The organism is Qipengyuania nanhaisediminis, from assembly GCF_900115585.1.
GTDB classification, from domain to species: domain Bacteria; phylum Pseudomonadota; class Alphaproteobacteria; order Sphingomonadales; family Sphingomonadaceae; genus Qipengyuania; species Qipengyuania nanhaisediminis.
Window position 1 is genome coordinate 338,930 of sequence record NZ_FOWZ01000004.1, and the last position, 21,112, is coordinate 360,041.

20 protein-coding genes are annotated in these 21,112 nt (G+C 63.0%); 12 read left to right on the plus strand and 8 right to left on the minus strand.

The annotated features are described in order from the left end of the window. Positions 1-35 precede the first annotated feature (35 nt). Positions 36-593, plus strand: a complete 558-nt coding sequence (locus tag BM173_RS13065) for a LemA family protein (protein ID WP_090482627.1) — start codon at positions 36-38, stop codon at positions 591-593. A 188-nt stretch (positions 594-781) separates the two neighbouring features. Further along, positions 782-1,984, plus strand: coding sequence for a type III PLP-dependent enzyme (locus BM173_RS13070; RefSeq protein ID WP_090482629.1), 1,203 nt, complete (start codon positions 782-784; stop codon positions 1,982-1,984). Positions 1,985-1,996: 12 nt separating this feature from the next. Here the strand turns inward: BM173_RS13070 and BM173_RS13075 are convergent, their stop codons facing one another. The 4 genes from BM173_RS13075 to murI all read right to left on the minus strand — a co-directional run bounded on the left by BM173_RS13075 (position 1,997) and on the right by murI (position 5,693). After that, entirely contained in the window at positions 1,997-2,764 is a 768-nt protein-coding gene (locus BM173_RS13075) for a hypothetical protein (RefSeq protein WP_090482633.1), read from the minus strand. Between the two features lie 49 nt (positions 2,765-2,813). Beyond that, complete coding sequence (locus BM173_RS13080) at positions 2,814-3,506, minus strand: nitroreductase (RefSeq protein WP_090482636.1); 693 nt, start codon at positions 3,504-3,506, stop codon at positions 2,814-2,816. Positions 3,507-3,571: 65 nt separating this feature from the next. Continuing rightward, positions 3,572-4,792 carry a 5-aminolevulinate synthase gene (hemA, locus tag BM173_RS13085; RefSeq protein WP_090482639.1) on the minus strand — a complete coding sequence of 407 codons (1,221 nt, stop codon included), beginning with the start codon at positions 4,790-4,792 and terminating at the stop codon, positions 3,572-3,574. 106 nt (positions 4,793-4,898) lie between these two features. Then, complete coding sequence (gene murI / locus BM173_RS13090; RefSeq protein WP_090482642.1) at positions 4,899-5,693, minus strand: glutamate racemase; 795 nt, start codon at positions 5,691-5,693, stop codon at positions 4,899-4,901. A 96-nt stretch (positions 5,694-5,789) separates the two neighbouring features. On the opposite strand from murI, the gene plsY reads away from it, so the two are divergent. The 5 genes from plsY (at position 5,790) to BM173_RS13115 (ending at position 10,740) form a co-directional block, all read left to right on the plus strand. After that, positions 5,790-6,389 carry a glycerol-3-phosphate 1-O-acyltransferase PlsY gene (gene plsY, locus BM173_RS13095; protein ID WP_245755892.1) on the plus strand — a complete coding sequence of 200 codons (600 nt, stop codon included), beginning with the start codon at positions 5,790-5,792 and terminating at the stop codon, positions 6,387-6,389. Then, positions 6,386-7,504 (plus strand): DNA-processing protein DprA, encoded by a 1,119-nt coding sequence (gene dprA / locus BM173_RS13100; RefSeq protein ID WP_090482648.1) that lies wholly within the window; start codon positions 6,386-6,388, stop codon positions 7,502-7,504. Before plsY ends, dprA begins: the two co-directional genes overlap by 4 nt. Continuing rightward, positions 7,501-7,929: a GFA family protein gene (locus BM173_RS13105; protein ID WP_090482650.1), complete on the plus strand. Its 429-nt coding sequence runs from the start codon at positions 7,501-7,503 to the stop codon at positions 7,927-7,929. Before dprA ends, BM173_RS13105 begins: the two co-directional genes overlap by 4 nt. An 82-nt stretch (positions 7,930-8,011) precedes the next feature. Then, entirely contained in the window at positions 8,012-10,558 is a 2,547-nt protein-coding gene (topA, locus tag BM173_RS13110) for a type I DNA topoisomerase (protein WP_090482654.1), read from the plus strand. Next, complete coding sequence (locus BM173_RS13115) at positions 10,558-10,740, plus strand: hypothetical protein (RefSeq protein ID WP_090482657.1); 183 nt, start codon at positions 10,558-10,560, stop codon at positions 10,738-10,740. Before topA ends, BM173_RS13115 begins: the two co-directional genes overlap by 1 nt. A 10-nt stretch (positions 10,741-10,750) precedes the next feature. On the opposite strand, the gene BM173_RS13120 is transcribed toward BM173_RS13115, so the two are convergent. Genes BM173_RS13120 through lepB form a run of 4 tightly spaced genes read right to left on the minus strand, consistent with a single transcriptional unit; the run spans position 10,751 to position 14,486 of the window. Next, on the minus strand, positions 10,751-12,004 hold the full coding sequence (locus BM173_RS13120; RefSeq protein ID WP_090482660.1) for an MgtC/SapB family protein: 1,254 nt from the start codon (positions 12,002-12,004) through the stop codon (positions 10,751-10,753). A 12-nt stretch (positions 12,005-12,016) separates the two neighbouring features. After that, the gene (gene era / locus BM173_RS13125; protein WP_090482663.1) at positions 12,017-12,922 is read right to left on the minus strand and encodes a GTPase Era; all 906 of its coding nucleotides are present in this window, start codon (positions 12,920-12,922) and stop codon (positions 12,017-12,019) included. Beyond that, positions 12,919-13,590, minus strand: a complete 672-nt coding sequence (gene rnc / locus BM173_RS13130) for a ribonuclease III (protein ID WP_090482665.1) — start codon at positions 13,588-13,590, stop codon at positions 12,919-12,921. Before rnc ends, era begins: the two co-directional genes overlap by 4 nt. Further along, positions 13,587-14,486, minus strand: coding sequence for a signal peptidase I (gene lepB, locus BM173_RS13135; RefSeq protein ID WP_090482668.1), 900 nt, complete (start codon positions 14,484-14,486; stop codon positions 13,587-13,589). Before lepB ends, rnc begins: the two co-directional genes overlap by 4 nt. Before the next feature lie 53 nt (positions 14,487-14,539). Here lepB and pgi point away from each other — a divergent pair, with 53 nt between their 5' ends. The 5 genes from pgi to BM173_RS13160 all read left to right on the plus strand — a co-directional run bounded on the left by pgi (position 14,540) and on the right by BM173_RS13160 (position 21,034). Next, on the plus strand, positions 14,540-16,123 hold the full coding sequence (pgi, locus tag BM173_RS13140) for a glucose-6-phosphate isomerase (RefSeq protein WP_177201911.1): 1,584 nt from the start codon (positions 14,540-14,542) through the stop codon (positions 16,121-16,123). Continuing rightward, the gene (locus tag BM173_RS13145; RefSeq protein WP_090482671.1) at positions 16,120-17,106 is read left to right on the plus strand and encodes a calcium/sodium antiporter; all 987 of its coding nucleotides are present in this window, start codon (positions 16,120-16,122) and stop codon (positions 17,104-17,106) included. The genes pgi and BM173_RS13145 overlap by 4 nt, the downstream gene beginning before the upstream one ends. Positions 17,107-17,312: 206 nt before the next feature. Continuing rightward, positions 17,313-18,704 carry a DEAD/DEAH box helicase gene (locus BM173_RS13150; protein WP_090482674.1) on the plus strand — a complete coding sequence of 464 codons (1,392 nt, stop codon included), beginning with the start codon at positions 17,313-17,315 and terminating at the stop codon, positions 18,702-18,704. A 64-nt stretch (positions 18,705-18,768) separates the two neighbouring features. After that, on the plus strand, positions 18,769-20,124 hold the full coding sequence (gene gorA / locus BM173_RS13155; RefSeq protein ID WP_090482677.1) for a glutathione-disulfide reductase: 1,356 nt from the start codon (positions 18,769-18,771) through the stop codon (positions 20,122-20,124). A gap of 46 nt (positions 20,125-20,170) precedes the next feature. After that, positions 20,171-21,034: a hypothetical protein gene (locus BM173_RS13160; RefSeq protein WP_090482680.1), complete on the plus strand. Its 864-nt coding sequence runs from the start codon at positions 20,171-20,173 to the stop codon at positions 21,032-21,034. Positions 21,035-21,112: the final 78 nt, after the last annotated feature.

The following is a 21,112-nucleotide window of genomic DNA, read 5'->3' on the forward strand; positions in this document are numbered from 1 at the left end:
ATCATACCCGCAGACATCGAATAGGGGGTTAAGGAATGGAAGTGGTTGCAATCGTCCTGATCGCGCTCGTCGTGCTGCTCGCGCTGGTCGTCATCGGCATCTACAACCGGCTGGTCGGGCTGCGCCAATCGGTGAATCAGGGCGTTGCGGACATCGACGCACAGCTGCGCCAGCGCCACGACCTCATCCCGAATCTCGTGGAAACGGTAAAGGGCTATGCCGGACACGAGAAAGAGACGCTCGATGCCGTGATTTCCGCGCGTAACCAGGCGGCGAACGGGCCGATCTCTTCGGGTGACGAGCAGGGTTTGCGCGTCGCGCTCGACCGGCTCCTGGCCCTGGGCGAGGCCTATCCGGACCTCAAGGCAAGCGCGAACTTCCAGGAATTGCAGCGCGAACTGACCCATGTGGAAGACAAGCTGGCTGCGGCTCGCCGGGCATTGAATGCGGCGGTTTCGCGGTACAATACCGGCCGCGAAAGCTTCCCTGCCGTGCTGTTCGCCGGACCGCTGGGTTTCCAGGAAGCGGACTTCCACCGCCTCGATGACAGTGAGAAGGGCGTGGTCGACGCTGTCCCGAAGGTCGGCTTCTGACGGCACGGCCTATCGCAGCTCAGGCCCGCTGCGACCTGCGAAACCTTGCAATCGCCCGCGCGGTTTTCACTTGCAGTTCATGACATACGAAGTATATGCGCGCCTCCTGCTGCCCCAAGGGGACTTCCTAACCGCAAGGCAGCTTGTCGTTTCATGGCTCGCAAGAGCTGTTTAGGGGGTCCCTTGAGTTGCAGCATTTCCCTGACGCCCGGTCCGTAGTTCGCGCCCTCGCGCCGGACGAGCCCGTAATCCTCAATCGCCCGCACGCCGCTGCGCGCGCTGCCCGTTTCTTCGTCGAGAAGTTTCCGGGCAAGTCGCTCTATGCGGTGAAGGCGAATCCGTCGCCCGACCTGTTCCGCATCCTGTGGGACAATGGCGTCACGCATTACGACGTCGCCTCCATCGCCGAAGTGCGCCTGACGCGTTCGGTGCTGCCCGATGCGACGCTGTGCTTCATGCACCCGGTCAAATCGCGCGGTGCCATTCGCGAAGCTTATATCGAGCATGGCGTGAAGACCTTCAGCCTCGATTCGAGTGAAGAACTCGCCAAGATCGTGGAGGCGACAAGCGATGCCGACGGCAATCCTGCGACCGATCTGCGGCTCTGCGTCCGCCTGCGCGTTTCCAGCGAACACGCGGCGCTTAGCCTTGCATCGAAATTCGGCTGCGATCTGACCGAAGCGCCGGCGCTGTTGCAGGAAACCCGCCAGTATGCCGACTGGCTGGGTGTCTGCTTCCATGTCGGCAGCCAGGCGATGAGCCCGTTCGCCTATGTTCAGGCGCTGGACCGCACGCGCGCCGCGATTGCGGAGGCTTCCGTGGTCATCGACATGATCGATGTGGGCGGGGGCTTCCCCAGTGTCTATCCGGGCATGGAACCGCCACCGCTGGAAGATTACTTCACCATCATCCACCAGCACTTCTATGCGCTACCGATCGCCTACAACGCGGAGTTGTGGTGTGAGCCCGGCCGTGCGCTGTGCGCGGAATATTCCAGCCTCGTAGTAAAGGTCGAAAAGCGCCGCGGCGAGGAACTCTACATCAACGATGGCGCTTATGGCGCCCTCTTCGATGCCGCGCATGTCGACTGGAAATTCCCGGTCCGCCCGATGGAGGACGACCTCATCAAGCCGGAAATGGACTTCGCGTTCTACGGTCCGACCTGCGACGATGCCGACTATATGCCGGGACCGTTCAGCCTGCCGGAAGACATCCAGGCTGGCGATTACATCGAAATCGGTATGCTTGGCGCTTACGGCGCGGCGATGAAGACCGACTTCAACGGCTTCGGCTCTGCCGAACGCATCATCGTCGAGGACGAGCCGATGGCGAGCCTTTACGACGGCAGCCGCACGCGTCCCGCCGCCGACAACGTCGTCAGCCTCAGGTAATTCCTCGTCTGCTTACCCGTGCTCGGCGCGATGGCGATCGAGCACGGAAGCGACACGTCCAAGTGCTTCCCCCACGTAATCGGGGAAGCGCTTCTCGCCGAACTCGAAAATCGCGTTATGGGCAGCGGCGATCCGCTGCGCATCGGCCCAGTCGATCCCGAGGTCGATCGCCCATTCGCGAAATTCGTCTGCCGCACCCGCGCGCGGCTCAAGTGCCTTGGCGAGCGTGGGGTGAAAAGACAGGCGCTTGATCATCGGAAGCAGGGACAGCGGGAAGCCCTTGTCCAGATAGACGAACGTGTCGTCCACGTGGATCGTGCCGCTGGGGCGGTGCAGGGCGAGAACCGATGAAAAGTGCACGCTCTCGTCCTCGCTGACGAGCGGCACGCCGCGAGGGACTGAAAAGGTAAGGTCCGGCCCGAACCTCTCGTTCATCGCATCGTCCTCGCAGCGCAATTCCTGCCAGGGAAGCGCCGGGAATTTGTCGACATGGCGCGCAGTGCCGAACAGTTCCGCTTCGGGATATGCCTCGTGCATCCATTCGCAATGAATGGTGTGAAACGGATGCAGGTTGAGGATCGCAGCGACCTTGGCATCACCGACAATGCCATCAATCTGGGCGCGGATCCCATCGTCGAGCGTATAGCTGTCGAGGAAGACGAAATTTCCGTCGGGCAGTCTGACAAGCGAGCATTGGGTGCCGATTTCCAGCAGGCCGATCCTGAATTCGCCCCTGACGGTCCAGAAGCCGTCACCCAAATCTACCAGTTTATCTGCCAAGTCGTCCTCCTGTTCGCCATCATAACCTGCGAACAGGCGTTTCTTTCCCTCAGTCGAAGCCGACGAACCTCGCCGCCTCGCTAACTTCGCGGCGGGTTATCTTTACCGGGTTGGCAGGAAAGTCGGGGTCCGGCCAGCCCATGGCGACCGCTTTCATGATAACCTGGTCATCGGGTATACTGGCGTGCTCACGTACCACCGGCGATTGCATGATACCTTGCGAATTGATCACGCAGCCAAGTCCGCGGCTCCAGGCGGCGTTGACGAGCGCGGTGGTGACGGCGCCGCAATCGAAAGGCGTGTCGTCGCTGCCGGACAATTCCTTGTCGTAGGTAATGATGATGCAGACCGGCGCATCGAACTGGCGGAAGCCGCGCAGCACCCAGTCCTGCCGCTTTTCCTTGTCGTCGCGCTCGATACCCATGGCTTCGAACAGCTGGACGGCGCAGCCGATCTGCCGCTCGCGATGGACGCCGGCGAAAGGCTCCCCACGACGGAACTCGCGGCTATCGGGCACGCCTGCGAGGATATTTTCGGTATTGCCCTTGCGGATGGCGTCGAGCGGCGCACCGGTAATGACGTGGAAATGGTAGGGCTGCGTATTCATCGAAGATGGAGAGCGCATGGCCAGGGCCAGTACTTCCTCGATCAACTCGCGCGGCACGGGCTTGTCGAGATAGCCTCGAATGCTGCGCCGACCGAGGACGACCTCGGCGAATGTCTGTTCCGGATTGCCGCTCACATTTCTCTCCCTTCAGGCGGGAAGGGATTAGCGTAGCGAAGCGGCTCGGTAAAATCCCTTACGGATCAGGCTGCCTTGCGCAGTTCCATGTCCATGCGGTCCCAGATTTCGACCAGCGCAGCGACCAGTTCGTCCATCATCGCTTCGCTGTGAGTGGGGCCGGGTGTGAAGCGCAAACGCTCCGTCCCGCGGGGCACGGTCGGGAAATTGATCGGCTGCACATAGACGCCGTATTCGGCGAGCAGGATGTCGCTGATCTTCTTGGCGCGTACAGGATCGCCGACCATGAGGGGCACGATATGCGTGGTGCTGTCCATGACCGGCAGGCCTGCTTCGCGCATCTTCGCCTTGAGGCTGGCGGCAGCTGCCTGCTGGGCATCGCGCTCTTCGCTGGAGCCCTTGAGGTGGCGGACCGCTGCCAGAACACCTGCGACCAGCACCGGGCTGAGCGAGGTGGTGAAGATGAAGCCGGGGGCATAGGAACGGATGCAGTCGATCACGCGGGTATCGGCGGCGATATAACCGCCCATCACGCCGAATGCCTTGCCCAGCGTGCCTTCGATAATGTCGATCCGGTCGGCAGCTTCGTCACGTTCCGTGATCCCGCCGCCGCGCTTGCCGTACATGCCTACCGCGTGGACTTCGTCGACATAGGTGAGGGCGTTGTACTTTTCAGCCAGGTCGCAGATCGCATGGACCGGCGCGACATCGCCATCCATGGAATAGACGCTTTCGAAAGCGATCAGCTTGGGTGTCGCTTCGTCTTCTGCGGAGAGCAGTTCTTCGAGATGTTCCAGATCGTTGTGGCGGAACACCCGCTTCTCGCAGCCGGAATTGCGGATGCCCGCGATCATGCTGGCATGGTTCAACTCGTCGGAGAAAATCACGCAGCCGGGCAGCAGCTTGGCCAGCGTCGAGAGCGTCGCATCGTTCGAGACATATCCGCTGGTGAACAGCAGCGCGCCATCCTTGCCGTGCAGGTCGGCCAGTTCCTGTTCCAGCTCTACATGGAGGTGCGTGTTGCCGCCGATATTGCGAGTGCCACCCGAACCCGCGCCAACGTCGTGAAGCGCATTTTCCATCGCTTCGATGACCTTGGGGTGCTGGCCCATGGCGAGATAGTCGTTCGAACACCAGACGGTGATCGGCTTCGGGCCATTGTGACCGTGGAAGCATCGCGCATTGGGGAACGCTCCCTTGTTGCGCATGATGTCGATGAACACGCGATAGCGGCCTTCCGTGTGGAGGCGGTCGATCGCTTCGTCGAAGATCTGGTCGTAGTTCACGCGGGTTTGCCCGTCAGCGCCGCCCGTCAGCGGCAATTTCTGCGGGGTCACATAGTGCAAGGAACGCCGTTTCGCCACCGCGATCTTTGCGAACGATTCTCAAGGGTCAGAAGTGCACCAGCCGCGAAATCCCATGCCTGGCGAAGGCCGGAGCCAGCCGCTCGAAATCGTTCATCTCGCCGGTGGTGACCGCAAAGTCGCCGCCCGAGGCATCGAATTGCTGACCATCGACGAGATAGGCGACGCGCCGCGCAATGCCGGCGGCACCGTGGACGAAGGTGACATCCTTGCCGAATGCTTCGCGCAGTTCCGGCTCGAGCAAGGGGAAGTGGGTGCACGCCAGCACCACGGTGTCGAGATTTTCGCCGCCCGCTTGCAGTACGAGACCGGATGCAGCACGGGTAACGTCGTCCACGCTGACCTCGTCGCCGCGCAGTTTCGCTTCTCCCAGCGCGACCAGGTCGTTCGCGCCGTAACGCAGCAGCGTCTTGCCGCTCGCAAATTCCTTTTCGAGATCGTCGACATAGCGCTGGCGAACCGTGGCTTCGGTTCCCAGCAGGCCGATGGTGCCGGTCTTGGTGATGGCGGCAGCGGGCTTGATGGCGGGCACGGTGCCGACGATCGGTGTTTCCAGCACGTCGCGGACCATGCCGAGCGCGATCGTGCTGGCAGTGTTGCAGGCTATGCAGATCAGGCGCGGCTCGTAACGTTCGGCCATGCGCCCGAGCAGCCCTGCAACCCGTGCCGCGACTTCCGCCTCGCTTTTCGCGCCATAGGGGAGCCCTGCGATATCGGCGGCGTAGATTACCGGGGCATCAGGCAGCACGGCCCGCAATTCGGCGAGGACGGTCAGCCCGCCCACACCGGAATCGAAGAGCAGGATGGGTGCTTTCGCGTCCAAAACCGATGATCCTTTCGCCTGTCGCCTTGTTTAGGGCGGTAGATGGAAATACACGGGCAGGACAAGCCTTTGCGTGAAGAGAGAAGGGGACCGCCAGTGCCGACCGAACTGACCATCACCGCGCTTTATGCCGCGTTGCTGGGATATGGCTTCGGGTCGATTCCCTTCGGCCTGATCCTCGCCAAGCTGGCCGGGAAGGGCGACATCCGCCAGCAGGGCAGCGGGAATATCGGGGCCACGAACGTGCTGCGCACCGGCAGCAAGGGGCTGGCCGCCGCCACGCTGCTGCTCGACCTCGCGAAAGGTTTCGTGCCGGTCTGGCTGGCGGGAATGTGGTTCTGGCAGGACATGGGCTGGGCCGCGCTGTTTGCCGTCATCGGACATGCCTTCCCGGTCTGGCTGGGTTTCAAGGGCGGCAAGGGCGTCGCCACCAATGCCGGTGTCAGCTTCGCGCTCGCCTGGCCGATCGGTGTGGCCTACGCAATTGTGTGGATCGGCGTCCTCGCGATCACCCGCATCAGCTCGCTGGCGGGGATGAGCGCGGTTGTGGCCGCTGCCGTCATGGCGTTCGTTCTCGGCATTCCGACATTCGCCAAGGTGCTGACCCTGATTGCCGTACTGGTGATCTGGCTGCACCGTGAAAACATCAAGCGGCTGGCCGCAGGGACCGAACCGAAGGTCGGCTCCTCCAAGTGAACGAGGCGGTCCGTCCGCAGGCTGCGCCGCTGTCGCAGCCCGAAGCCTTCGCGCGCATCCGCCTGCTGCGTTCGCCCAACATCGGACCGGTCAGCTACGTCATGCTGCTGGCGCGCTATGGCACTGCGGCGGCGGCGCTGGAGGCTTTGCCCGACTTCCGAAAGAAGGGCGGCCGGCAATATCGCGCTGCGCCGCAGGACCGGATCGAGCGCGAGGTGGAGGGCGTACGCGCAGCAGGCGCGAAATATCTCTTCCACGACCAGCCGGATTATCCGGCCCTGCTTGCCGAAATCGGCGGAGCGCCGCGGATCATCACCTATCGCGGCGACCTGTCGCTGGCGGCGAAGCCTTGCGTCGCCATGGTCGGCGCACGAAACGCCAGCGCCGCTGCGGTCAAGCTGGCGCGAGAGTTCGGGCAGGGGCTGGCAGATGCTGGCTTTACGGTGGTGTCGGGCCTTGCACGCGGCATCGACGGGGCGGCGCACGAGGGCTCTTTTCCACGCACCATCGGTGTCATCGCCAGCGGGATCGATATCGCCTATCCGCCACAGCACACCGACTTGCAGGAGCGCATCGCGAGCGAAGGCCTGCTGATCGCCGAACAGCCCCCCGGCACCGAACCGCGCGGGAGCCACTTTCCCAGCCGCAACCGCATCATCGCAGGCCTCGCCAGCGGCACACTTGTGGTTGAAGCGGCGGTCAAGTCCGGCAGCCTCATCACCGCGCGTCTGGCGGGCGAGGCGGGGCGCGAGGTCATGGCGATCCCCGGCTCCCCTCTCGAAGCGCGCAGCCACGGCTGCAACCACCTCATCCGCGAAGGCGCAGTGCTGGTTCAATCGCCCGAGGATGTGGTGGAATTGCTGACCGGCTTCGACGGCAGCCCGCGCTCGACCTTCCGGGAGCCGGTAACGCCGTTCGATTCCGAACCGGGCGAGATGGCTGGGGCCGAACCCGCCGATATCGCCTCGCTCCTGACAACCGCGCCGGTCGCCATCGACGAACTCATCCGCCAATCGGGGACAAGCGCGGCGGCGGTGCAGCTGGCGTTGCTTGAGCTGGAAATTGCCGGACGGCTGGAGAGGCATGCTGCCGGGCGGGTGAGCCTGTCATCATGACAATGCGCGGCTCATGCCTGTGCGGTTCGGTCACGGTTACGCTTCCCAGGGACGAGAAGGGCGTTAACGTCTGTCACTGTGCGATGTGCCGCAAGTGGTGCAGCGGGCCGTGGATGGCGCTTCAGGTTCCCGATGCAGAGATTTCCGGTGACACGCTCAAGGTTTTCAAATCCTCGGGATTTGCCGAGCGGGGCTTTTGCGAGGCGTGTGGCTCCAACATCTTTCATCGGCCGCAACTGGGTCCGGAACTGGCCGTATCAGCCGGACTGTTCGGCGAGGAAGGTCTCGAGCTGGCCAGCGAGATATTCTCTGACCGCAAGCCCGACTTCTACGACATGACGCCGGCACCTATCAGGAAATCGTCGATCCGGATGGCTTTGGAATGGATCCCAAAGCTCGCGTGGCGCGTGTTTGCCAAAAAATAACTTAGTCGCTTGACGACCCGCGAACCGAACTGAAAATCGCGCGTACATACACGTACACACGTAAGGGACCGTTTTTACCCCCATGCAACTGGTTATTGTTGAGTCGCCCGCAAAGGCGAAAACCATCGAGAAATACCTCGGCAAGGACTTCAAGGTTCTCGCCTCCTACGGCCATGTCCGCGACCTGCCGCCCAAGGATGGCAGCGTGCGCCCGGACGAGGATTTCGCGATGGACTGGGAACTCTATCGCGACAAGCAGAAGCGCTTCAAGGAAATCAGCGATGCTGCCAAGCAGGCCGACCGCCTAGTCCTCGCGACCGACCCCGATCGCGAAGGGGAAGCCATCAGCTGGCACGTCCGCGAATTGCTCGCCAAGCGCAAGGCGTTGCCGGAGAAGGTCGACCGCGTCACCTTCAACGCTATCACCAAACAGGCCGTCACCGATGCGATGAAGGCCCCGCGCGAGCTCGACCAGCCGCTGATCGACGCATATCTTGCGCGCCGCGCGCTCGACTATCTTTATGGCTTCACGCTCAGCCCGGTGCTGTGGCGCCGCCTGCCCGGCGCGAAGAGCGCCGGCCGCGTCCAGTCGGTCGCGCTGCGCATCATCGTCGATCGCGAGATCGAGATCGAGCATTTCAAGGCCGACGAATACTGGTCGATCATCGCCAAGCTGGAACAGGACGGGACGGAATTCGACGCGCGCCTGGTCAAGTTCGACGGCAAGAAGCTCGACAAGCTGACGCTCGGCGATGAAGGCAGTGCGAAGGCCGCGCAAAAGGCGGTCCAGGATGCGCGCTTCACGATCGAAGACATCGAAACCAAGCCGCTCAAGCGCAATCCGGCCCCGCCTTTTACCACCTCGACCCTGCAACAGGAAGCTGCGCGCAAGCTGGGCTTTTCGGCCAGCCACACCATGCGGCTTGCCCAGTCTCTCTACGAGGCGGGTGCGATCACCTACATGCGTACCGACGGCGTGCAGATGGACGGCAGCGCGATCGACGCCTGCCGCAAGGCCATCGCCGATCGCTACGATGCCTATTACATCCCCGACAAGCCGCGGTTCTATTCGAGCAAAGCTAAGAATGCGCAGGAAGCCCACGAGGCTATCCGCCCGACCGACTTCAAGCGAGACCGGGCAGGTTCCGGGGACGAGGGCAAGCTCTACGACCTGATCTTCAAGCGCGCGATGGCCAGCCAGATGGCCGCCGCCCAGCTCGAACGCACGACGGTGACGCTGCGCGACGGGACCGGCCAGCACGAATTGCGCGCGACCGGGCAGGTCGTGAAGTTCCCGGGCTTCTTCGCCGTTTACCAGGAAGGGCGCGACGATAGCGGGGACGATGACGAGGACGGCCTGCTGCCGAACATGAGCAAGGGCGATGCCCCTGCGAAGAAGGCAGTCGAAGCGAACCAGCACTTCACCCAGCCGCCGCCGCGCTATTCGGAAGCGAGCCTGGTCAAGAAGCTGGAAGAGCTCGGCATCGGCCGCCCGTCGACCTATGCCAGCACGATCCAGACGCTGCGTGATCGCAACTATGTCCGGATGGAGAAAAACCGTTTCTTTGCAGAGGAATCGGGCCGTCTCCTGACAGCATTTCTCGAACGATTTTTCGAGCGCTACGTGGCCTTCGAATTCACCGCCGGCATGGAAGACGAGCTCGACGAAGTTTCCGCTGGTGAAGAGGAATGGAAGGCCTTGCTGGCCGAGTTCTGGAAGGACTTCAAACCCAAGACCGAAGAGATCATGGAGAAGAAGCCTTCGGAAGTGACCGAGGTGCTCGACGATTTCCTGTCCGATTATCTTTTCCCCGAGCGCGCCGATGGCAAGGACCCGCGGCATTGCCCGCTGTGCGAGACGGAAGGCCGCGAAGGCGGTCGCCTGGCACTGCGCGGCGGACGCTTCGGTGCATTCGTTGCCTGCGCCAACTATCCCGAGTGCAAGTTTACCCGCCAGTTTGCCAAGCCGGGCAGCGAGGGTGACGGCGGGGCCAATGATGGCGTCATGGGCGAAGACCCGGAAACGGGCCTTCCGGTAGAGCGCAAGACCGGCCGCTTCGGCCCCTATGTCCAGCTGGGCGAGGGCAAGGACGCCAAGCGCGCCAGCATCCCCAAGGATCTCGACGATTTCGATCTCGAATGGGCACTCAAGCTTCTGAGCCTTCCGCGCATTGTCGGTGCGCATCCGGAAACCGGCAAGGAGATCGAGGCTGCGATAGGGCGCTACGGCCCGTACCTGCGGCATGACGGCAAGTACGGAAAGCTGCAGAACACGCGCGAAGTCTTCGAAGTCGGCATGAACCGCGCGGTCGACATCCTCGCCCAGGCCGCCAACCGCAAGGGTGGTGGACGCGGCAAGGCAGAACCGATCAAGACGCTGGGCGAACATCCCACCAGCGGCGGCGAGATGAAGGTCATGCCGGGCCGGTATGGGCCCTATGTCACCGACGGCGCGACCAACGCCACGATCCCCAAGGACATGAAGCCAGAGGATGTAACCGAAGCGCAAGCCATCGAACTGATCGACGCACGCGCTGCCAAGGGACCGGCCAAGAAAAAGCGCAAGGCCCCGGCGAAGAAGAAGGCTGCTCCGAAAAAGAAGGCGGCGGCGAAGAAGAAGGCCGACTGATGGGCAAGGAACGCTTCGAGCGTCACAAGCAACCTTGGACTGGCGAGGAGGCGGGGCAACTCCGCGCCCTCGCTGCCAAGGGGCAGGGGCTGAAGCAGATCGCAAAGGCTCTGGGACGCAGCGAGGAATCCACCAAGGACTTCGCGAAGAAGAACAAGATCAAGGTCGCGAAGAAGCGCTGACGGCCCTCGACTAGAGCCGGATATATCCGACTACGAGGCTGGCCGCCAAAGCGACCATGCTTGCCCCCAGCGCCCATGCTGCAGGGCGGGCTTCGCGCTTGCCGTACACCAGCGTCACGCCCAGCTTCACCGACATGTTGGCGAGGATGGTCCCGGCAATCGCCAGCGCGGCCAGCTGGGGGGCGATCGTCCCGGGTTCGAGGCCGCCTGCAGTCACGATTGCCGCGTCCACGTCCATGCTGCCCATGAGTAGCAGCAAGATCGCTATTCCCTGTTCGCCGAACTCCTCCTGCGCCCATCGCGCTGCAACGGCGGCAACGGCAACGAAGGTGACGAACGTCAGGGCAGGCAGCAATGCGATCGGATTACCCGGCGGGGCAGGGCCGGTCGTCGACGGAGCATTGCGGTAAAGACGCCAAGCCACGGCAAAGCCGACCAGCAGGGCAGGTGCGACCACGATCACGAAATGCGGAAGCAGGCTTGTGGCAAGGACCCCGACAAGCACGATCACGCGCAGGTACATGACCGCACTGGCAAGGGCGATACCGGCGTTTTCGGCCCCGCCACCAGAGCCTGCGCCGATCTTCTGCGAAAAAGAGTGGGTGACTGCGGTCGAGCTGTAAAGACCGCCGATCACTGCGGTGGCGATTGTGCCGCGCCGTGCCCCGAACAGGCGGTTCGCCACATAACCGGCAAAGGAAAAGCCCGTGACGATGATGACCACCAGCCACAGATTGCGCGGCTCCCACGCGTCATAGGGACCGAAGCGGCCTTCCGGCAGGAACGGGAACACCGCAAGGGCGATGACGGCGTAGCGCGCGAAGGCCTTGATATCGTCTTCATCGAGTAGGCCGACCCAGCGATGCACGTCGTTCCTCAGCGCGAGGAGCAGGGTGACGAGGGCGCCGCCGGCTACCGCTAGTGCGCCTTGGCCGATACCGGCAAGAAACCCGAGGCCAAGCGTGACCATGGCTGCAACTGCAGAGGTCGCATCGGGCTTGCCGTTGTCCAGCACCGAACGCGAATAGCCGATGGCAATAACGGCTGCAGCACCCGCAAGCAGGATGCCCGCGGCGATTTCATATCCGATGGAAGACAGAACTCCCGAAAGCCCTGCGGCGAGCGCAAGCAGGGTGAAGGTACGGATACCGGCAACCCTGTGCCCGTCCTGGGCTTCACGCAGTTTCCATCCGCGCTCCAGCCCGATCATCAACCCGACGGCGATCGCTGCGCCGAGATGCGGGAGGATGTCGAGCCAGTTCATCCGGAAAGCGTCCTAGCGGGTCCAGTCGAGGCCCATTTCCTCGAACATTTCCTTGTCCTCGCTCCAGCGTTCATCGGTCTTTACGTGCAGGAAGAGATGGACCTTCTGCCCGAGCAATTCGGTAAGCTCTTCGCGCGCGGCCTGGCCGATAGCCTTGATGCGGCTGCCTCCCTTGCCGAGAACGATGGCCCGCTGGTTGTCGCGCATGACCACGATCTGCTGGTGGATCTCCACGCTGCCATCGGGCCGCTGGATGTATTTCTCCGGACGAACGGCGCTGTCGTAGGGGAGCTCCTCGTGCAGCTGCTGGTACAGCTGCTCGCGCGTGATCTCGGTGGCGAGCATGCGCTCGCTGGCGTCGCTGACCTGGTCCTCGGGATAGTGCCAAGGGCCCTCGGGCATCATATCGGCGAGCGCTGCTTTCATTTCGGGCACGCCGTCTCCGGTGAGGGCGGACACGAAATAGACCGTCTCGAACTGGACCTTCTCGTTCAGCTCCTGAGCCAATGCCAGCAGCGGCTCCTTCTTCGCGCGGTCGACCTTGTTGAGGACGAGGATCTTGCGCTCGGGCCGCGATGCGATCTGCTCGATCAGAGGGTCGAGTTCATGGCGGCGCTGCTTGATCGGATCGACCAGCAGCAGGATCGCATCGGCCGCTTCCGCGCCTTCCCAGGCGGCGTTGACCATCGCGCGGTCGAGGCGGCGCTTGGGCGCGAAGATACCGGGCGTATCGACGAGGATCATCTGTGTCTCGTCATGCAGGGCAATGCCCATCATCCGCGCGCGCGTTGTCTGAGCCTTGGCGCTGGTGATGGCGACCTTTTGCCCCACAAGCTGGTTAACGAGGGTCGATTTGCCCGCATTGGGGGCGCCGATCACGGCGACGACGCCGCAGCGGGTCTGGCTGGTCTCGCTCACGCGTATTTCTCCATGAATGCTTTTGCGGCGGCCTTTTCGGCTTCGCCCTTGCTGCCGGCGGTAGCTTCCGCTTCGCCGACCTTGTGTACCTTTACGCGCACAGTGAACTTGGCAGCGTGATCGGGCCCCGACCTGTCGATGACCTCGTATTCCGGCGGCTTGCGGCGACACCCTGCGGCCCATTCCTGCAACGCGCTTTTGGGATGCTTGCTTTCACCGGCGCCGCTTTCGAGGGCCGGGCGCCACAGAAGGTGGACGAGCTTGCGCGCCTCTTCGAACCCGTTGTCGATGAACTGCGCGCCAAGCAGCGATTCCATCACGTCGCCGAGGATATTGTCGCTATCCCTGCCGCCGTCCGCACGCGCCTGCTTGGAAATGCGAATGTGGTCCGACAGGCCGATGCCGCGCGCGACCGTGGCGCACATTTCGCGGCTGACGATTGCGTTGAGGCGTTGGGCGAGCTTGCCCTCGGGTGCCTCGCTCTGTTCGAACAGCCAATGCGCGATGGACAGGCCAAGGACGCGGTCACCCAGGAATTCGAGGCGTTCGTAATCCCGCTTTTCGCCCATGCTGCCGTGGGTCAACGCGGCACGCCACATCGCTTCGTCATCGACCGAAAAGCCGGTCGCTTCGAGCCATGCGCGTGCATCGGGGTCGAGACCGCTCAAATGCCTTCTCCAATCCGGTCCCAGCGTGCCGCCGTGAACCATGTCCAGGGCAGCAGCCATTCGGCGCTACCATCGGTGGACCACAGGACCATGCCGGCGCGCCCGACGAGCAGTTCCTCATCGATGATGCCGACACCCTGGCCACCAACGGCAGGATAACGGCTATCGAGCGAATTGTCGCGATTGTCGCCCATGACGAAGATCTTGCCTGCGGGCACGACGAAGGGCGCAGTGTTGTCGGGATCGATCATGACCGGGCGGCCATTGCCATCGACCATCAACTGGCCGTTGGCATCGCTGAGCGGACGCGCGCCGACATTGCCGAAATCGATGGTCAGGTAGCTCTTGCCCGAGGGCAGCGTCTCGCGGAACTGGCGATAGCGGCACAGATTGTCGACGACCACGCCGCCATCTGCGCGACAAGCGGTGTTCGAGCTCATCGGGATCTCGGCATAGCCTGCCTCTTCGCGCTGGACCGGTTGTCCGTTGAGCACCAGCTGGCCGTCCCGAACCGCAATCGTATCGCCGGGCAGTCCTATCGCGCGCTTTACGTAATCGGTCCGGTCGACGGGGTGTTTGAAGATTACGACGTCGCCCCGCTCGGGCATGCTGCCGAATATACGGTCTTTGGGACCGGGCAGGCCCAGCGGCAGCGAATTTTCATTATAACCGTACGGCCACTTGGCAGCGACCAGGTAATCACCGATCCTGAGGCCCGGAAGCATGCTTTCGGACGGAATCGTGAAGAAGCTGGCGATCAGGGTGCGGAAAAGCAGGACTGCAAGGACCAGCTTGAGACAGAACTTGAGGAAGCTGCCCCAGCTTTCCTCGTCCTTTTTCGTGTCGGTCACATTCGTATCCGCGCCGGTTTCGCTCTTTGCGGGGTTCTCAATCATCGCGGCATTCCCTAGTCGCACTAACACCGTCACGAAAGGACTTTTGCCAAGCCATGCCAAAGACTGCCGCCGACCTGTGGGGCGAATTGCGCGACCTGCCCCAGCCGACCCTGCTCGAACTCTTCAGCGCGGTGCGCGACGGGGGCGAGGGGGCAGACGAACCGGGCGGTGCAGAGCGTGTCGCCATGCTGTCCGGGCGGCTGGAACTGGCTGCTGATCGGGCGGAAGACCCGATGGCACCGGGCGGTATCCTGTTCGACTGGTCCAAGACCCATCTCGACCGGGCCGTGCTCGACCGGTTCGAGGCGCTTGCCGACACGATGGATTTCACCGGCCAGCGCGAAAAACTGTTCGCTGGGGAGGTGGTCAATCCGACCGAAGGCCGCGCGGCAGACCACTCCACCCTGCGCGGTGTCGGCGACCCGGCGAAGGTCGAAGAAGCGGCTGCCCTCATCGACCGGATGGGCATGCTGGTCGAAGCGATCCACCAAGGTGCTTTCGGCGAAATCGCCCATCTCATCCATATCGGGATCGGGGGAAGTGCCCTTGGCCCGGCGCTGGGCGTCGATGCCCTCAGCCGCGACTTGTCGCTGTGCGATGTGCACGTCGTCTCGAACATCGACGGCGTCGCGCTGGAAGCGGCTTTCGCTAAATGCGATCCCGCCAAGACGCTGATCGCTGTCGCCAGCAAGACCTTCACCACGATCGAGACGATGACCAATGCGCAAAGTGCGCTGAAATGGCTGTCGGACAATGGCGTATCCGATCCGTCGGGCAGGGTGATTGCGCTAACAGCGAACCCCGAAGGTGCCGTGGAATGGGGCGTCGACGAGACGCGCATCCTGCCGTTCCAGGAGAGCGTTGGCGGGCGCTATTCGATCTGGTCGTCGATCGGTTTCCCCATCGCGCTGGCGGTGGGCATGGACGATTTTCGCGAGATGCTGGCAGGCGCAGCGGCAGTCGATGCGCATTTCCGCGATACGGACGGGCGCGAAAACCTCGTGCTGCGGGCTGCTTTCGCGGATCTCTATTACACGCGCGTTCGCGGATGCCAGACGCGGGCGGTCTTCGCCTATGACGAGCGGCTTGGCCTGTTTCCCGACTATCTCCAGCAACTGGAAATGGAGAGCAACGGCAAGCGCGTTACCGCAGACATGCAGCCCGTTGATGGCCCGACCGCGCCGATCACATGGGGCGGGGTGGGCACCGACGCGCAGCACGCGGTCTTCCAATTGCTGCACCAGGGCACGCACCTCATACCGGTGGATTTCATCGCCAGCGCGGCGCCCGGCGACGATCTAGATCCGGCGCACCACCGTATCCTGCTGTTGAACTGCTTTGCGCAAGGGGCCGCCCTGATGGCAGGCAAGAAGGGCGAAGATCCGGCGCGCAATTATCCCGGCGACCGGCCGAGCGCGACGATCCTGTGCGACGATCTGGATGCCGCCACCTTGGGCGCCCTGATTGCATTTCACGAACATCGCACCTTCGCCAGCGCCGTCCTTATGGGCATCAATCCCTTCGACCAGTTCGGCGTCGAACTCGGCAAGCAAATGGCCAAGGCGATCGAGCAAGGCGGCGAAGAGTTCGACGCCAGCACCGAAGCGCTGCTGGAAGCCGCGGGCCTCGCCGAGTGACCACCTCCATCCTGCTTCTGCTGCTTGGTTTCGTCCTGTTGGTGGGCGGAGGCGAACTGCTCGTCCGCGGTGCGTCGCGCCTGGCGGAAGAGGTGGGCCTGTCGCCCATGCTGGTCGGCCTTGTGATCGTCGGGCTGGGAACATCCACGCCGGAACTCGCGGCAAGCGTCCAGGCAGCGCTTGCCGGATCGCCCGGTATCGCGCTCGGCAATATCGTCGGGTCCAACCTCGCCAACACACTGCTCATTCTTGGAGCGGCGGCGCTCATTTCGCCGATCGCCGTGCGCGGCAGCGTGCTGTGGCGCGACGGTATGGTCGGTCTGGCCGGCGTTGTCGTGCTATTGCTCGCAGGCAACTCCATCGGACTGGACCGGGTTGCAGGCACAGGAATGCTGCTGGCACTCACCGCCTATATCGCATTCGCCTATCACCAAGAGCGGACAGGACACCAGCTACAGGCGGCAAGCCAGAGGACCGCAGCCGCGGAACACGCCGATCCCGGGCTACACGATCACCCACGGCCCGACCGCAAGGGGCTGGTAAAATCGGTCGCCTTCTTCCTCGTCGGGATCGTACTGATTGTCGCCGGCGGCACTGTCCTTGTCGATGGAGCGATCGAAATCGCAAGCGCGCTGGGGGTTTCCGATACGGTCATTGGACTGACTGTGGTAGCTGCCGGAACATCCGCGCCGGAACTTGCCACCACAATCATCGCTGCCTTGCGCAAGGAAAGCGACATTGCGCTCGGCAATGTGCTTGGCTCGAACATCTACAACATCTTCTTCATCGGCGGAGTGACGGGGCTGGTGGCGCCGGGCCCGATCCCGAACAGCATCCTGACGAGCGATCTCTACATCCTGCTGCTGGCAGCCATCGCAGCGATCGTCTTTTCATGGACGGGCGGTCGGCTTGGCAGGCGTGAAGGGGGGATCTTGCTGGCAGCTTACGTCGGTTTCCTCGCCTACACCGTCAGCACGGTATAAGCCGAGGTTCATTGACTTTGTGCGGCGCAGCATCCACATGAGGCCCATCGAAGCGCGCTAGCCAGCGTGAAGCGGCGATTTGAGAGACATTCATCGCCCCGGCCGCGCCTCGGTCTTATTCCAATGACTTCCCTTTTCACGCGGGTCGTTTGACACCCGCGCCGCGCGACGAATCCGTCTGCGCGCCGCATATAATGCGAGTATTCATGACAAAATTCACCGATCTCGGCCTGTCGCAGCCCGTTCTCCAGGCGCTGGACCTCAAAGGCTATTCCGAACCGACGCCGATCCAGGCACAGGCCATACCGCCCGTCCTCGAAGGCCGCGACCTGATGGGCATCGCCCAGACGGGCACCGGCAAGACCGCGGCTTTCATGCTTCCCAGCATCGATCGCCTGCGCGAAGCCGACAAGCAGACGCCGTTCAAATCCTGCCGCATGCTGGTGCTTGCACCGACGCGCGAACTGGCTGGCCAGATTGCCGACAGTGCCAAGGATTATGGTGCGCTCGCGGGCCTCAAGGTCCACTCCATCGTCGGCGGCACCTCGGTCAACAAGGACCGCAACAAGCTGCACCGCGGCACCGATATCCTCGTGGCGACTCCGGGCCGCCTGCTCGACCTGATCGACCAGAAGGCATTCAAGCTCGATGGCGTGGAAATCCTCGTCCTCGACGAAGCGGACCAGATGCTGGACCTCGGCTTCATCCATGCGCTTCGTCGGATCAGCCAGTTGGTGCCGGAAAATCGCCAGACCCTGTTCTTCAGCGCCACCATGCCCAAGCAGATCCAGGAACTGGTCGGCAAGTACTGCCGCAACCCAGTCAAGGTCAGCGTAACGCCCGAAAGCACGACGGCAGAGCGCATCGACCAGTATCTCTTCATGGTGCAGCAGGACGAAAAGCAGACGCTGCTGGAGATGGTCCTGTCGGAACGCCACAAGGTGCCCGGCAAGTTCGAACGCGTGCTGATCTTCGCCCGCACCAAGCATGGCTGCGACCGTATCGTGAAGAAGCTTGGCCAGGCAGGCATTCCCGCAAACGCCATCCACGGCAACAAGAGCCAGCCGCAGCGCGAACGCGCGCTCGATGAATTCAAGCGCGCCAAGACGCCGATCCTCATCGCGACCGACGTCGCTGCACGCGGGATCGACATTCCGGGCGTAAGCCATGTGATCAACTACGAGCTGCCAAACGTGCCGGAGCAGTACGTCCACCGCATCGGCCGTACCGCGCGTGCAGGCCGCGACGGCGTAGCGATCGCTTTCTGCGCCGAGGACGAACGCGATTACCTCAAGGACATTCGCAAGAAGACCGACGCCGAGTTCGAGCGGCTGCCGCTGCCCGACAACTTCCGCGCTGTCGTCGAAGGCGTCGGACCGACCAAGCGCGCGGCCCCCGGGCAGCGCATGGCAAAGCCCAAGGTTCGTCCGACCGGCAATGCCGCTGCCAAGAAGCCGAAGCCCAAGAACAAGCATCCCAACCGGGCCGGCGCACCCAAGCGCGATGGAGCGCCAGGCGGAGGCAAGCCGCGTGGTGGCCGCCCCGGCGGAAATCGCAATCGCAACCGTAACCGCAACCGGTCTCGCGGCGTAAGTTAACTCGGAACTTGCCATCGCGCTCACTGTTGGCGAGAGACACGCGCAAAGCTGACAGGAGCGCCGGATGGCCGATACCGAATACGATTACGACCTCTTCACCATCGGCGCGGGCTCCGGCGGGGTGCGTGCCAGCCGCGTTTCGGCGGCACATGGCGCCAAGGTCGCGATCGCCGAGGAACACCGTGTGGGCGGAACCTGCGTCATTCGCGGCTGCGTCCCGAAGAAGATGCTCGTCTACGGCGCGCATTTTGCCGAAGACCTCGAGGACTGCCAGAAGTTCGGCTGGGAGATCGAAGGCAAGAAGTTCGACTGGAAGACCCTGCGCGACAATGTGCTGGCCGACGTCGACCGGCTGGAGGGCGCCTATACCGAAACGCTCGAAAACCACGATGTCACGATCTTCCACGAACGAGCGGAAATTACCGGTCCGCACGAGGTTACCCTCGCAAGCGGCAAGAAGGTAACTGCCAGGTACATCCTGATCGCAACCGGCGCGCGTCCGCGCATGCCCGAATGCCAGGGTGCCGAGCATGCGATCAGTTCGAACGAGGCGTTCCATCTCGACGAATTGCCGAAGAAGGTGATCATCGCTGGCGGCGGTTACATCGCCAATGAATTCGCCGGTATCTTCAACGAATTCGGCAGCAAGGTCGACATCGTCAATCGCGGCGACAGGCTGTTGCGCAGCTATGACGAAGCCGTACGCGACCGCCTGCTCCAGATTTCGACGATGAAGGGGATCAGCTTCCGCTTCAACACGACCTTCGAATACATCAAGCCGTGCGAAGACGGCGGCTATTTCGTCAAACTTTCCGACTGCGAGGAAGAGCACGCGGACCTCGTCATGTTCGCGGTCGGCCGGCTTCCGAATACCGAAGGTCTCGGCCTCGACGCGGCAGGCGTTGAGCTTGGGGACGGCGGCGAGATCAAGGTCGACCGGTTCAGCAAGACCAATGTCGATCACATCTATGCCGTGGGCGACGTTACCGATCGCGTACAGTTGACGCCGGTCGCCATTCGCGAAGGCCAGGCATTTGCCGATACCGTCTTCGGCGGCGGAGATCCCGTTGCGGTCGACCATAGCTGCATCCCCAGCGCCGTCTTCAGCCATCCGCCGATTGCGGCAGTCGGCATGACCGAGGGCGAGGCGAAGAACCAGCTGGGCTCGGTCAAGGTCTACCTCTCCGATTTCCGCCCGATGAAGAACGTACTCGCCGGTCGCAACGAGCGCAGCCTCATGAAGATGATCTGCGATGGCGACAGCGGGAAGATCGTCGGCATTCACATGATCGCACCCGAGGCGCCGGAAATGATGCAGGCGGCAGCGATCGCAGTGAAGGCTGGTCTGACGAAGGCGGATTTCGACGCGACGACGGCAATCCATCCGACGATGGCGGAAGAGCTTGTCCTGATGCGATGATCCCGCGTTCAGCCGGGTGTCAGCCAAGCCCGAGCAGGATTGCGTGATGCGATATCTGCTCCCCCTTGCTGTAATCTTGGGCGCCTGCGCACCTGCGCAGGATGACAGCTCCACCGCAACCGCCGATCGCGACTACGCGACGCAGGTGGAGGCTCCGGCGCCCGATTATGCATCCCTGACCAAGCAAGCGCGTATTGAAGGCGAGGGCTATGTCCGCCGCGACGCGACTGGGCCGATACCGCCAAGCGCGAAGGCTGTCGGGCAAACGTGGTTCGAACGGCTCGAAGCCGAAAACCTGCTCCTTGGCGCTGGGTTCGAGGGAAAAGGGCCTGGCGGGGCCGTCACGCATCTCGATGTCGGCATGACCGAAAGCGAGTTCCGGTCGTGGACCACGCAAAACGGCTGGGATGTTCCCACCCATATCTCCTGGTCGTTTGTCCCTGCAATGAACCTGCCTGAGGTGTCCGAAGCGGCAAGCGAGGGCATCCGCGTATGGCCGGCATCCTCGGCGCGTACGGGCGCGCAAAACGAAGCGCTGCTGGCTGGCAGGGTGGAATTGCGCGACGGCTGTTTCTGGGCAACCGAAGGTGAGGGGGAGGCCGACAAGCTGGCCTTCTTCCACGCCGAGATCGGCCTCGATCGCGATAGCGAAGGGTATTACATCCTCGTCGATCGCGTCGGGGGGCAGACAAGAGCGCGGCTCGGCGAAGCGATGAGTTGGGGCGGCCCTCCCTCTGCCTATATCTCGCCCCAAGCCGAACAGAATCTACGCGCGTCATGTGGCGAAGCGCCCATTTTGGTGGTCGGTTCACCCGAAAGCAGTGAGCGCTTTCTCACCAACTACCCCCATCTGAGGAACCCGGTGGTTCCGCCGCCGCCACCCGGTGCCGGCGAGGGCGCGGACAGCTAAGTATCCGTCTCGATCCGCTCGAACCGTCCCGATCCGGCATGGTTCATCGCCCCGTGTTGCCAGCAGGTGCCGTGGTGG

Excerpts from the sequence above, each read along its gene's own strand:
- BM173_RS13120 (WP_090482660.1), bottom strand. The coding sequence starts at position 12,004 with ATGAACTGGCTCGACATCCTCCCGCATCTCGGCGCAGCGATCGCCGTC.
- BM173_RS13105 (WP_090482650.1), top strand. The coding sequence starts at position 7,501 with ATGACAATGCGCGGCTCATGCCTGTGCGGTTCGGTCACGGTTACGCTT.
- gorA (WP_090482677.1), top strand. The coding sequence starts at position 18,769 with ATGGCCGATACCGAATACGATTACGACCTCTTCACCATCGGCGCGGGC.
- pgi (WP_177201911.1), top strand. The coding sequence starts at position 14,540 with ATGCCAAAGACTGCCGCCGACCTGTGGGGCGAATTGCGCGACCTGCCC.
- BM173_RS13150 (WP_090482674.1), top strand. The coding sequence starts at position 17,313 with ATGACAAAATTCACCGATCTCGGCCTGTCGCAGCCCGTTCTCCAGGCG.
- topA (WP_090482654.1), top strand. The coding sequence starts at position 8,012 with ATGCAACTGGTTATTGTTGAGTCGCCCGCAAAGGCGAAAACCATCGAG.
- BM173_RS13115 (WP_090482657.1), top strand. The coding sequence starts at position 10,558 with ATGGGCAAGGAACGCTTCGAGCGTCACAAGCAACCTTGGACTGGCGAG.
- BM173_RS13065 (WP_090482627.1), top strand. The coding sequence starts at position 36 with ATGGAAGTGGTTGCAATCGTCCTGATCGCGCTCGTCGTGCTGCTCGCG.
- BM173_RS13160 (WP_090482680.1), top strand. The coding sequence starts at position 20,171 with ATGCGATATCTGCTCCCCCTTGCTGTAATCTTGGGCGCCTGCGCACCT.
- lepB (WP_090482668.1), bottom strand. The coding sequence starts at position 14,486 with ATGATTGAGAACCCCGCAAAGAGCGAAACCGGCGCGGATACGAATGTG.